We start from the raw sequence: 13,437 nt of genomic DNA on the forward strand, positions 1-13,437 counted from the left end.
AAAAATTTACAATGCAAATATAATGAACGGTGTTCAGTAATTCCAAATTTAATTTTTGAAAATGAGCTAAGGCGCTAGGTATCTTTTTGTTATGCCAGGAATACAGCTGTGGAGATGCCGTATCTTTGCGTTATGATCAGAAACGCCCGTCCTGAAGACGCAGCCCAGGCAGTTCCCTTATTATTCCAGGCCATGCGTACCGTTGCCTGCCAGCTGGCCGGCACCACAGATAGCGGTGTGCTGCAGCCGCTGTTTGAGCATTTTTTCAGGCAGCCCGGCAACCAGTACAGTTATGAGAACACCCAGGTATTTGAAGATGAAAAAGGCCTGGGCGGCATTATTGTGGGCTATGACGGCGGCCTGCTGGAACAGCTGCGGGAGCCTGTGCTCTCTTACATCAGTAACCGGTTTGGGCATCAATACCTGCCGGGAGATGAAACCGGGCCGGGAGAATATTACCTGGACAGTATTGCTGTAGCCCCGGCCAGCCAGGGGAAAGGCATTGGCCGGCAACTGATTTATGCCGCCGAAGATAAAGCCAGGGCGGAAGGGCATCAGCGCACCGGCCTGCTGGTGAGTGATGAAAACCCGGATGCGCAACGGCTGTATGAGCGGCTGGGTTATGTGGTGCACGAGACAGTGCCCTTCAGCGGGGGAAATTATTTGCACCTCGTAAAGATGTTATTGTAACAGTTACGGATGATAGTTACCATCCATCCAATATTTCAAGCCATCAAGATCAATTTGTTTACTTTAGCCCCGAGTGTAAATCAATCTGGTATTAGTAAACATGAGGAATTTTGTTATTTTAATGATCGGCGCTATCCTGTGCGCAAGTGCCCCGGTTTGGGCGCAGCAGGGAGAAGGACAAGCCCAGATCATGGGAAAATTATTGGACGAACAAAGCGGAAAACCTGTAGAATACGCATCTGTTGCATTGTTAAACACAGACTCTTCCGTAGTAACGGGCATGCTATCCAAAGGCAACGGCGATTTCGATTTTAGCGCCATCAAACCCGGCAGCTATATTCTGAAAATATTTTTCATCGGCTATCAGACCTATTTCCGGAACGTAACCGTTAAACGGTCGCTAGACGTAGGCAACATCAAACTGAAAACATCTGCCACCGCATTGCAAACGGTAGAAGTGGTGGGAGAGAAGCCCGCCTTCACCATGGAGATAGACAAGCGGGTGTTCAACGTAGACAAGAACCTGGCCAGCATTGGCGGCACCGCTACAGACGTGCTGCGGCAGGTGCCCTCCGTGAACGTTGACATAGACGGTAATGTAAGCGTGCGCAACGGCAGCCCTACCATATTTGTAGACGGCCGCCCCAGCACCCTTACGCTAGACCAGATACCGGCCGATGCTATCGCCAACATTGAAGTGGTCACCAACCCCTCCGCCAAATACGATGCGGAAGGCATGAGCGGCATCCTGAACATTGTATTGAAAAAGAACCGCAAGGCGGGCATCAACGGACTGGTGAGCGCAGGTATTTCCACCACCGGCAGCACCAACGCCGGCGTTGACCTGAACATCCGCCAGGGCAAGATCAACCTTTTTGCCAACTACAACCTGCGTGACAGGCGCTCTCCCATGCGCCAGCACCTTTTCCGCAAGAACCTGGGCGCAGATACCACCACATATCTTGACCAGTACCAGGAGGGAGATTTCGGGCGCAGGTTCCAGAACGGCCGCCTGGGCTTTGACTGGTTCATAGACAACCGGAACACCATTACCGTTTCCCAGGGCATCACCGCCGGTGATTTCAACAACCTGAACAGCCAGACCACGTATGACCTTGACGAGCACCAAAGCCGCGTGCGCTACGGGCTGGGCCGGAATGACAGCCGCCATGGCTTCCGCAATTACACTACGCAAATAGGCTATAAACGCACGTTTGCCAAGGAAGGCCGCGAGCTGACGGCTGATTTCACCTACAACCGCGCCAACAACACCAACAAGAACGATTACGACCTGCAGTATTATGACATGCAGGGCAACGCCAGCAACTCGCCCAACCAGCCGGAGCTGCGTTATGGCAACGGCAAGGGCAATACCACGTATTACACGGGCCAGATAGACTTTGTGAACCCTATCAACGAAAAATCCAAAATAGAGGCCGGCCTGCGCACCACTTCCCGTACGTTCAACAATGTGCTGAACACCTTCGGGAAAGACTTTGCTACCGGCGAATTCCTGCTGGATTCAGCCCTTTCTAACGACTATCACTATACGGAACAGATCAATGCCGCGTACGCCAGCTACACCGGCGCTTTTGGCGATTACGGGTTCCAGGCGGGCTTGCGGGCGGAGCAGTCTTACTACACCGGCGAAATGCGCAATGTAAAGGACGCGGCCTACAACATAGATTATCCCATCAGCCTGTTTCCCAGCCTGTACATGACGCGCAAGTTCAAGGGAGACCATGAACTGCAGCTGAACTACAGCCGCCGCATACAGCGCCCCTGGTTCCGCGATCTGCTGCCCAACATCGAGTACAACGCCAATTCGGCCCGCAGGGGTAACCCGGCCCTGAAGCCGGAGTTCACCAACTCCTTCGAGCTGTCTTACCTCAAAGATTTTGACCGCAAGCACAACATTCTCGCTTCCGTATATTTCCGCAATACCAACAACGCCATCACCAACTTTAACGTAGACACCACGCTGGTACTGGACGGGCAGGAGCGGCAGGTAGTACTGAGCTACCCCATCAACGCTAACCAGCGTAATACCTATGGTGCGGAATTGACGGTGCGCAACCAGATCACCAAGGGCTGGGACATCACCACCAACCTCAACGTTGCTCAAACCAGCATTGAGGCCGAAGGCATCAGCAACCAGGGTTTTGTGTGGTTCGGAAAGGTGAACAGCAATACCAAATTGCCCTGGAGCACCACGCTGCAGGTAACCGGGGAATACGAGTCGCGCCAGATCAATCCGCAGGGTGAAGATGCGCCGGAGTACCAGATAGACGTGGCGCTCAAAAAAGATTTCTTCAAAAAGAAGAACTTCTCCGTGGCCCTTGCCCTGAACGACATTTTCAATACCGACAGGGACCTGAGCTGGACCAATACCACCTTTTCCCAGAGCGAGCGGTACCGCAAGCGCGTTTCCCGCGAGCTGCGGGTGAACGTGAGCTGGCGCTTCGGCAAGATGGACGCCAACATCTTCAAACGCAAGCGGAATAACGACAACAATGAAGGTGGGGACATGGGCGGAGACGGATTCTGATTTTGAATAAACAGATAATTAGGCTATCTTCAGTGAGTGCCAAGAACTGTTTTACCATGATTTCGCTCCGTGCCATTTCAGACCCGGTGTACCGGGAGCCAGCTAAAGCGTCTGCTGTAAACCGTTTTTTCCTGCGTTTTATCCGTGATAAACGGGACCTGCCGTTTGTGCACCTGACCATCCGTATTACACTGGTGCTGGGCACGCTGGCCGTGCTGCTGTACATGCCCTTCATCACCGGCTGGTGGTGGGGCATACTGGCCGCAGCCTATCTCGTTTTCAACAATTTTATTTTCAAAGGCCCCTTCGGCCTTATGCTGCACTGCACCAGCCACCGCGCCTTTTTCAGGAAAGAGTACGATATTATGAACCATTACCTTCCCTGGGTATTGGGGCCGCTCTTTGGCCAGACGCCGGAAACTTACTACAGTCACCACATCGGCATGCACCACCCGGAAAACAACCTGCCGGAAGACGAAAGCAGCACCATGCGCTTTCAGCGGGACTCTATCCGCGGATTTGGCGCGTACCTGGGCAGCTTCCTCTTTGCCGGCATCTACCACCTGGCCAGCTATTTTGTGCGCAAGAAACGCAAAAAGCTGCTGGTGCGCTCCGTGCGCGGGGAGTTTCTCTTTGTGGCCTTCTGCGTGGGCATGAGCTTTGTAAACTGGCCGGCCACGCTGGTAGTGTTCATCATTCCGTTTGTGATATCGCGCATTGTGATGATGCTCGGCAACTGGGCGCAGCATGCCTTCGTTTGCGCGGAAGACCCCGGCAACCCCTACAAGAACAGCATCACCTGCATCAATACCAAGTACAACCACAAATGCTGGAACGATGGTTACCACATCAGCCATCACATCAAACCCTCCATGCACTGGACGGAACACCCCAATTATTTCCGCAGCACCATCCAGGAGTACATCAGCAATGACGCCATCGTGTTTGACGGCATTCACTTCCTGCATGTATGGGCTTACCTGATGGGCAAGCGCTATGACCTGCTGGCGCGGCACTTCGTGAACATCGGTGACAAGTATACCTCTGAAGAGGAGGTGGTGGCCTTTTTGAAGGGGAGAACGCGGAGAATTGCGGCGTGAAGGGAGTGATAATATGATAAAAATCAATATGTGTGATTCCCGGCGGCTTTTTTAAAAATGTCGTAAATAGCTCTATATTTATGCTACGGAAAAACGTTTTCCGGCTAAACCTATGCAACTCGAATCCCTGATTCCCCTTTTGATGACCTATGGCTTTCGAAAGCAATATGGAAAACTCTCTTCTGGTTATGACCTTCAAAAAAGTGTTTCAGTATGGATATTATAGCGTACCACGATTTCCATAACATCCGCCTCAGCGATTTCTATACCGGCCCCGACTACCGCGAGGTAGAGAACTATGACTTTATGGGCGAGCAATGGGTGGGCGAACTTTCCGGTTTCAACACCTTTCTCCGTCTCAGCAGCGAGCCTGACGAGACAAAGTCCATTTCCCTGGATTTTACCAAAGACGAGCAGGGCATTACCGGCAAAGTGCTGGAAGCCCTGCACCTGCCCATTAAAACCGCCTGTTCCGAATCAGACCTGGTGGCGTTGCTGGGCGAGCCCTACAAGCGGCTCCGGCTGGCCAAGGATACCATCACGATGGACTATATCATCGGGGAGGAACATACCTATTATTTGTCCTGTACATTACATCATGTCAACGGATTGATGTATCTTGATATCATGAACGAAGAAAAAGTGATCAAAAAGCTGAAATCAAAGGAGAAAAAGAAGAAAGAAGCGTAGCCCGTTTTTATTTACCTATATCTATTAGTTATGATAACCCGCATTCTTCCCTTTATACTCATGCTGCTGACAGCGCCCGCGCTGGCACAGGACAGCGCCTTGGCCCGCATCAACGAAGTACCGCAGAAATACCTGAGCCAGGTAAGCCAGAAGAGCCGGCAGTTCGAAAAGCAGCTGGACAAACGCAGCCAGAAGGCCCTCAGCCGGTTGATGAAACAGGAAAAGAAGATGCAGGAGAAGCTGGCTAAAATAGACAGTATTGCCGCCAAAAACATTTTTACCAAATCTATAGACTCCCTGGGCCGGCTCAAGGCCAAACTGAAAAGCAAAACCGCCAAACTGGAGAAATTTGCCGGCGGGCAATATTTCGGCTACCTGGACACGCTGCAGAACTCCCTGGGCTTTCTGAAAGATTCAAAGGAATGGCTGGGCAAGGCCAAGGGCGCGAAAGACAAGCTCAACGGCTCCCTGAAGAATGTGAAGGAGCTGCAAGCCAAATTGCAGCAGGCAGAGCAGATAAAGAACTACATCCGCGAGCGGCGCCAGTTGCTGAAATCCCAGCTGAGCAACTACCAGGGCCTTACCAAAGACCTGCAGAAGATCAATAAAGAAGCTTATTACTACGCGCAGCAGATCAATGAATACAAGGAAGTGTTCAAAGACACCAAGAAGGCGGAAGCCAAAGCCATGGAGCTGCTGCAGAAACTACCCGCGTATAACGACTTTATTCAGCGCAACTCTCAACTGGCCAGCCTCTTTAACTTGCGGAGCGGCGGCGGCATGTCTGGCGAAGACCTGGAGCAGAGTCTGGCCGGCCTGCAAACCCGCACCCAGGTAGAGCAGCTCATCCAGCAGCGCCTCGGGAGCGGAGGCCCCAATGCCCGGCAGGCTGTCAGCCAGCAGATGGAAGCAGCACGCTCCCAGTTTGAAGAGCTGAAAAAGAACTTCCCCGACCTGGACAATGCGGCAGACATGCCCGATTTTAAACCCAAAGAACTCAAAACCAAAAGTTTCCTGCAACGGCTGGAGTTTGGCACCAATGTGCAGTTCCAACGCTCCAACCAATACTTCCCCACCACCGGCGATTTTGCCGGGCAGGTAGGGTACAAATTCAGCAAGAACGGCATCGTAGGCGTGGGAGCCTCCTATAAACTGGGCATGGGCACCGGTTTTGATAACATCCGTTTTTCTCACCAGGGCATAGGCTTCCGTTCTTTCGGGGATTACAAGCTGAAAGGCACCTTCTTCGTGAACGGCGGGTTTGAGTATAATTACAATGCCGCCTTTACCACCAATATACCATTGTTGCACGATACCGGCTGGACACGCAGCGCCTTGCTGGGCATCAGCAAAAAATACAAGATCAATAACAAGCTGAAAGGGAATTTGATATTGTTGTACGACTTCCTGGCCAATCAGCAGATACCCAAAACAGACCCGATCAAGTTCCGTGTAGGATATAATTTCTAAAAAATTATTTGACCTATGAAATATTTATGGATGGCGGTGACCGCCTTGTTTGTACCTATGTTCCTTTCTGCGCAGGATGCGGATTACATGAAATTGCGGAGTACCATTCTTCCGGAAGAGCGGGATGATGTTGGAGAGAACGGCTTCCGGGCGGTGCATTATGTGGGGCTGCATGCTTCATCGCTGCTGAGTTTTAATGCTTATGGCAGTACGGGGATTTTCCAGATGGAGGCGATGTATTGGGGGGATATAAGGTTCAGGAATAAAGTAGATGGGGTCAATTGGAATGCCTGGAAGACTATTTATCATGAAGGAAATTTCAACCCGGCAGATTATATGAAGTCCCTTGTCAACACCTGGAATACAGACGTAACCGGCAGGCACCGCTTTTTCTTTGGGACGCTTGATAATAATATTGGCAGTACCACCTACATCAAGGGGTACGGGAATGATCCCCTGATAGTGAGGAACGGGGATGATGTAAGTGTACTGAAAGTTGGGGCAGGCGGGGAACTTGGCGTAGGTACAACAGAAACACACGGGTACAAGCTTGCCGTGGCAGGCGGTATGATCGCGGAGAAGGTGACCGTGAAAATGCAGAGCGCCTGGCCGGATTATGTATTCCATAAAGATTACCCTTTGCCAAGCTTGCAGGAGGTGGAGCGGTATATTCAACGGCATCAGCATCTGCCGGAGATACCTGCTGCCGCGGAGGTGGAGGAGAACGGGATGGATGTAGGGGAGATGAACAAGAAGCTGTTGCAGAAGGTGGAGGAGCTGACTTTGTATATTATTCAGCAGGATAAGGAGATGAGGGAGGTGAAGAAGCGGTTGTTATTACTTGAACAATCATCCCAAACCAGATAACCTATGAAAAAAATTATTCTTTTTTGTATCCATGCCCTTTTGTGCAGTTCCCTTGTGGCCCAGGAATATTCAAAAGGCATCGTATTCCCGGCAAATTACACTGTTGGTGATTATGCTGAATTTGTACGAGTGTTTCCAACTGAAGCGGGGGCCAGCGGTTACTACGAAATCTCTATTTCATATACACGGGGAAACATTGCAGCTGCTTCAACGCATATTGCCAGTATCAGTCATGCCAATCCCGACATCTGGCGTGAGGCAGGCCGAGTGGGCAGTAACGGATACACCGGCGTTGCCGCCCATGCTTTTACTGTTGATTGTAATACTGCCTATGGCAATTCACGTTTCAGGGTGCGGGCCACTCAAGTAGCAGGCATAGCGGAGCCGATTACGGTCAACATAAAGATCAGGTCAATCAACCTGAACGGTGGCTGGGTTGAACTGGATAACCGCGGAAATGACCTGACCGTGAACAAGTTTGTACCTATGACTAATGACTGGAGCCTCTATGTGGGTAATCCTTTCACCAGTGACGGTGCTGCTCTTGGCCTGAAAGTAAACGGGAACGGGAATGTAGGCATAGGCGTTACAGACCCGCAATCCAAACTGGCCGTAGCCGGTGAAATAACAGCGCAGAAGGTAAAGGTAACTGCAACGGGCTGGCCCGACTACGTATTCCGGCCTGGGTACATCTTGCGCTCCCTCAAAGACCTGGAGCGGTTTATTTTGACGCATCACCATTTACCTGATGTGCCTTCAGAGCGAGAAGTGCTGGAATCAGGGATAGATGTGGCCGATATGAACGCGAAGCTGCTGCGGAAGGTGGAGGAGCAGGCGTTGTATATCATTGAATTGAATAAGAAGCTGGCCCTGCTGGAGGAGAGAATCAATAAACTGGATGCAAAATAGCTGCCATGAGAATATTTGTTTTACTGATTGTAGCCATGGTGCCGCTGCAGATTGCAGATGCGCAGTACATCATTAATCAAACTTCGCTGCAATCCCCGGCAGATTTCAATATCTCCGGCCGGGGAGCGGCGCAGACCTTCCAAACCACCCAGGCAACGGGTTCCGGCGGCAATGGTCATTTCCGGATGAACTATGGCGAGAACCGGAGCCGCTGGGCAATTGGCATGAATACCGAGGAGGCCGGCGCTGGCAACGACGGCAGTAACTTTTCCCTTTACGCATACAGCGATACCGACTTTCTGGGTGAGTATCTCAGTATTCTCAGATCAAACGGTTACATGGGGCTGGGCATCAGGTATCCGCAAGCCAAGTTGCATCTGGCTGCCAGTGCAGCGGCTAATTCAGGGCTGCGGTTTGGAGTGGCGCATGATGCCGGCAATATCCAGGTACCCGTAAATGCCAGCCCAGGAGGCTATAACATTGATTTTTATACCTGGCGGGATATTCACCCGGAACAGATCGGCGCAAGAATGCGTGCTGAGAGGATAAATGTCTACTTTTCCAACAATGCGCTGGTGCAGGGGATGGACTTTGTTTTTCACACTTCTGATGGATTGTTGCCTGAAAGTTTGACTGAACGGATGCGTATCCGGTACAACGGAAATGTAGGGATAGGCACTGCCGCGCCCGATGAAAAACTGGCGGTAAATGGTACGGTGAAGGCGCTGAAAGTAAAGGTGACGCAAGCAAGCTGGGCGGATTTCGTTTTTGCACACGATTACAAGCTTCCGCCTTTGATGGAAGTGGAACGGTTTATCCGGGAGAACAGGCATTTGCCGGATATGCCTTCTGAGAAGGAAGTAGTGGAGAACGGCCTGGATGTGGGGGAGATGAATAAGAAGCTGCTGCAGAAGGTGGAGGAGTTAACGTTGTATGTTATTCAGCAGGAGAAGGAGATGGGGGAGATGAAGAGGAGGCTGGAGGCTGTGGAAGATATTGCTTCTCGATAAAATGCTATCTATGAAAAGTTACACTTCATATCATTTTGTTGTTGCTGTATTTCTGTTTAAAACCAAACGGAGTTATGGCATTTTTGGAATAAGACTAGTCTAGGCAAGTTTGAAAACAAATAGATATTATCGTTTTTATATATCTGAGAATAAGACGCGTTTTAAATAGTTATTTATGCAAGCATTACTGAGAAAGATTGTTTACTTTGTTGGCCTCTCGCTGATTTGTGCTAAAAGTTTGTACGCACAGTTTGAGGCGGATTTAATCCCGCCATCGGCAAATGCTTCCTCTTTGACAAAGGTCGCCTCAACACCCGTTAATTTGTTTAATGGTAAATTGGACGTCTCAATTCCAATTTATTCTGTTAAAGGAAGAAGTATCTCCTGTGATATTTCACTGCAATATTCTGGTTCGTCTGGTATCAAAGTGCAGGATATTGCGGGACCTGCAGGGTTGGGCTGGACATTGGACGTGGGTGGAGTGATCACCCGAACGGTACGGGGGGAGCCGGATGATCTTGCTGGAAAAGGATATTGTATGAATGGTAATACTGGCTTAAGTACAGATCATACGTCCAGTGGCTTCGAGTCAGCGTTGAAAACTGCAATTACAGATTGGGATATGGAGCCTGATATTTTTGTGTCCAGCATAGGAGGGCGTATTGTTTTTAATGCAGTCAAAGCCCCTCAATTCATGAGCGAGCAGGGATACTTAATCAAGAGGAATGGCATTTTTTCTGCTGATTCTACCTGGGAGATTGTAGATCCCAAAGGGAATTCTTATTTGTTTGGCGCGAATAGTATTGAGCGAGAGCACAGTATTACTACTCCGTCCCAAAGATCATATATTAGCAGTTGGTATTTGAGTGAAGTGAGATCACCAGATGGAGAGGTAATTCGCTTTACCTATGAGAAAGGCCAGCAGATCAGCTATGCCTACTATTCTAAATCAAAAGCTGTTTCTGTGTCTGGTAGTCAAACAAATGTGGAAACCAAGGAAGATAGTACGCGGATTACAACTGTCGATCCTGTTTTTTTGAAAAGCATTAGCGCCCCTAATGCCACAATATCTTTCACATATAATGAAAGGTGGGATATATTAGGTCAAAGAGCGTTTGAAAAGATAACTGTTACTCAATCGAACGGAACAGTTTATGCGGATTTTAGATTTAAGAATGGATATTTTGGGGATGGTACAAACCCTTTTTCCCGGCATAAATTGTTGGGTATTGAACAATATAATAATGATAGAGATAGGTCCATCAGCTTGGCTGAGTTTCAATATTACGAAGATGAAGTTTTACCGTCGAGAAATTCAGCAGAGTTTGATCATTGGGGCTACTATAACCACAATCCATCTGGAAAACGTTTGAAATCTGAAGGAGCATCTAAAGCTTCCAATCTCGCCAGGAACAGGGCAGGTGTGTTGAGCGTTATCAAGTGGCCAACTGGTGGGCAAACGCAATTTGAATATGAATTGAATACCTTTCGAAGAAATGGAGTGATCTATTCTGGAGGTGGACTGAGAGTTCGACTTGTAAAGCAAGTGGAGCGTGGTAATGTTAGTGAGACAGGGTATGTTTACATTGGAAATGATAATCTTACCAGTGGACAGCTTCAGCATGATTTCAATCCGGACAGCGGTTATATTGCCTATACTACATCTACAGTGAGTGTAACAAGAACCGATCAACCAGTTTCAGGCCCGGGAGGAGGGCATCCCATTGAAATTGTAAATGGAGAAGCGACTGTTGAACATGATCTTCCTTTGTACCAATTATTAGATCTTAATGGAAACGCGATTGGGTACTCAGAGGTGACTATTATAAATCCGGATCAAAGTAAGGAAAAGCAGCTTTTCAATAATTTTAGTGCATTTCCTGAGAAACCGGTGGCAGTATTTCTTGTTGATCCCTTTATAGTGACGACAGTAACATCATTTAGCCCGAATAGATATGGCTTCTTCGGCTTGTATTCTCCAAATCACCTACAAAGGGGGACGCTCAGAGAGAAGCAGTTGATAAACAGTAGTGGATCCATTCTAAAGCAAATAAATTATAAATACGAATTGGTAAAAGTTCCTGGTGCTTCTCAGATTGCGGGTGTAGTAAAAAAACCGCATTTCTTCTTCTCAGATCAAGCATTTGAAGCTGTAAAATATGTAGCTGTACTTTACCATGAAGTGCCCTCAGTTCGACAAATTGTTACTGAAGAAACGATTACATGTGCAAGCGATTTGTCAGGAAGCTCAGGCAAGGAATACGTTAGGAATGACTACAAGCAGAATTATCCGTTCCTTGTTGAAAAAAGTACGATGTGGCGTTCAAATGGTGATTCCACAATAGCCGTATTCAAGTATCCTATAGATTTTCTTCTGCCGTTGACAGGAATCGCAGATCAGATGATTCAAAGGAATATACTTGTTCCATTAGAAATAGTTCAAAAAAATAAATCGGCAAACGGAGAATTTGTTACCGGGGCCACTATAAACAGCTATGGACAAACTGGAAGCTGGGTATTGCCAACTATAGTAAAAACTTTAAACATTAAAGATCCGGTTTCAGATTATGTAGGACTTAATGCTATTATGGCAACAGACTCTCGGATCGCTCCTAAAGTATTCTACGATTTGTATGCTTCGTCCGGGGAATTACTGCAGTATCATCAGGCAAATGATTTGCCTTGCGCTTTGTTTTGGGGATATAACAGATCGCGAATAATTGCAAAAGTAACCGGAGCATCTTTTAATACAGCAGTTCAGTTTGTGGATACGGCATTGCTAAATTCCGGTACCTTGACTGACAGCCAAATGCGGGTGGAATTAAGCAAACTCAGAACTAATTTGCCAGGGACTTTTGTTACAACATATACGCACCAGCCTTTGGTGGGTATTACATCTGAAACGGATCCTGCCGGCCAGATAAAATTTTATGAGTACGATGATTTCCAGCGGCTAAAGCTGATTAAGGACAATACGGAAAATATTATCAATCAGTTTGAATACTTTACGTCTTCAGCGGGTGGATGGAAAGATACGCAAGTTAAAAGATGCCTTCGGGATGGCAATAATATGTTTACCGGAGAGGAAGAAGTGCAGCAAACGGATACTGATCCTTCCAGCGCTACATTTGGTCAAACGCGTTGGAGATCGCTGGGCCAAACTAATTCATGTAATAGACCTATCTATGCTAAGCTCTTCTACGAGAATGTCCGTTACTCTTCTAGTATGGGCGCGGAGGGCTTTCTGATTGACATAAAGATCGCTACTTTGGTGGTTCGGTTTTTTGAAGATCCCGCCTGTACAATACCTCAATATGTTAGACCTATTGATGTGTCTTACCGGGTTGTTGTCAGACCAGGTGGATTTGGAGTGCCTTACTATACCAGCCAAACCGGAGGAACTATGAGAGCGGGAGGAACGTCGTTTGTGCTCAAGCAGGAGGTGGTTCTTGAGGAAGTAAATTATCCTGGATGGAATCCGCTTTGGTACGCTTATGATTTTTATCTTTCTCTTGGGCGGGAGTATGTTGTAGTTCCTTAATGGTAATTGAACAAGCCCATTTATTATCTCTATCTAAATAGCCCACAATATGCTAGACAAGTATCTTTATTCGAAGAATTTTAACGGTCGCTGCAGCAATCGGTTATGGGTGTTTTTATTGCTTTTGACGACTTGCGTGTTAAGCAGTGGTGTTTTGTATGCCCAAGTGCCGTCGAGCACCAGTCGACCGTCAGCTGTTCCTATTGATATTCCTATCCCTTATTCTGACGCACTGCCAAATTATATAAGAAGGTTTGAGCCCCGGATGCAGATTACAGACCCTGCTATTGTAAGCCACCCTTCCCGCACTCCCCATGAAATTAAGCAAGTAACGGATTATACTGATGGCTTGGGCCGCTTGTTACAGGTGGTTCAAAAGGGAGCGGGTGGAACGAGTGGGGTTGTGGTAACTGGTGGCAAGGACCTGGTTTCGCCAATGATATATGACAATATGGGCAGGGAGGTGTTCAAATATCTGTCGTATCCTTCTGATACAGAAGATGGAAATTTTAGAACGAATCCATTTGGAGAGCAAAATCAGAAGCTACAGGAAATATTTTCCGGAGAGGCGGTTTTTTATGAGCGTATTGATTACGAATCTTCTTCACTTAG

At 48.2% G+C, this 13,437-nt stretch carries 9 protein-coding genes; all 9 read left to right on the forward strand.

What is annotated here, in order from left to right; all coding sequences use genetic code 11:
- The first annotated feature begins 132 nt into the window (after nucleotides 1–132).
- The 9 genes from ABDW36_RS25245 (at nucleotide 133) to ABDW36_RS25285 (ending at nucleotide 12,825) form a co-directional block, all read left to right on the forward strand.
- The gene (locus tag ABDW36_RS25245) at nucleotides 133–690 is read left to right on the forward strand and encodes a GNAT family N-acetyltransferase (protein WP_343704724.1); all 558 of its coding nucleotides are present in this window, start codon (nucleotides 133–135) and stop codon (nucleotides 688–690) included.
- A gap of 190 nt (nucleotides 691–880) precedes the next feature.
- On the forward strand, nucleotides 881–3,238 hold the full coding sequence (locus ABDW36_RS25250; protein ID WP_343704725.1) for an outer membrane beta-barrel family protein: 2,358 nt from the start codon (nucleotides 881–883) through the stop codon (nucleotides 3,236–3,238).
- A 56-nt stretch (nucleotides 3,239–3,294) separates the two neighbouring features.
- A complete protein-coding gene (locus tag ABDW36_RS25255; RefSeq protein WP_343704726.1) occupies nucleotides 3,295–4,338 on the forward strand; it encodes a fatty acid desaturase in 1,044 nt (347 codons plus the stop codon).
- A gap of 213 nt (nucleotides 4,339–4,551) precedes the next feature.
- Complete coding sequence (locus tag ABDW36_RS25260; protein WP_343704727.1) at nucleotides 4,552–5,028, forward strand: hypothetical protein; 477 nt, start codon at nucleotides 4,552–4,554, stop codon at nucleotides 5,026–5,028.
- A 30-nt stretch (nucleotides 5,029–5,058) separates the two neighbouring features.
- Nucleotides 5,059–6,498 (forward strand): hypothetical protein, encoded by a 1,440-nt coding sequence (locus ABDW36_RS25265; protein WP_343704728.1) that lies wholly within the window; start codon nucleotides 5,059–5,061, stop codon nucleotides 6,496–6,498.
- A 15-nt stretch (nucleotides 6,499–6,513) separates the two neighbouring features.
- Nucleotides 6,514–7,365, forward strand: coding sequence for a hypothetical protein (locus ABDW36_RS25270; protein ID WP_343704729.1), 852 nt, complete (start codon nucleotides 6,514–6,516; stop codon nucleotides 7,363–7,365).
- A gap of 3 nt (nucleotides 7,366–7,368) precedes the next feature.
- A complete protein-coding gene (locus tag ABDW36_RS25275; protein WP_343704730.1) occupies nucleotides 7,369–8,274 on the forward strand; it encodes a hypothetical protein in 906 nt (301 codons plus the stop codon).
- Between the two features lie 5 nt (nucleotides 8,275–8,279).
- Nucleotides 8,280–9,284 (forward strand): hypothetical protein, encoded by a 1,005-nt coding sequence (locus ABDW36_RS25280; protein WP_343704731.1) that lies wholly within the window; start codon nucleotides 8,280–8,282, stop codon nucleotides 9,282–9,284.
- A 175-nt stretch (nucleotides 9,285–9,459) separates the two neighbouring features.
- Complete coding sequence (locus tag ABDW36_RS25285) at nucleotides 9,460–12,825, forward strand: SpvB/TcaC N-terminal domain-containing protein (RefSeq protein ID WP_343704732.1); 3,366 nt, start codon at nucleotides 9,460–9,462, stop codon at nucleotides 12,823–12,825.
- Nucleotides 12,826–13,437 lie beyond the last annotated feature (612 nt).

The sequence above is a fragment of the Chitinophaga sp. genome, assembly GCF_039596455.1.
Taxonomy (GTDB): Bacteria; Bacteroidota; Bacteroidia; order Chitinophagales; family Chitinophagaceae; genus Chitinophaga.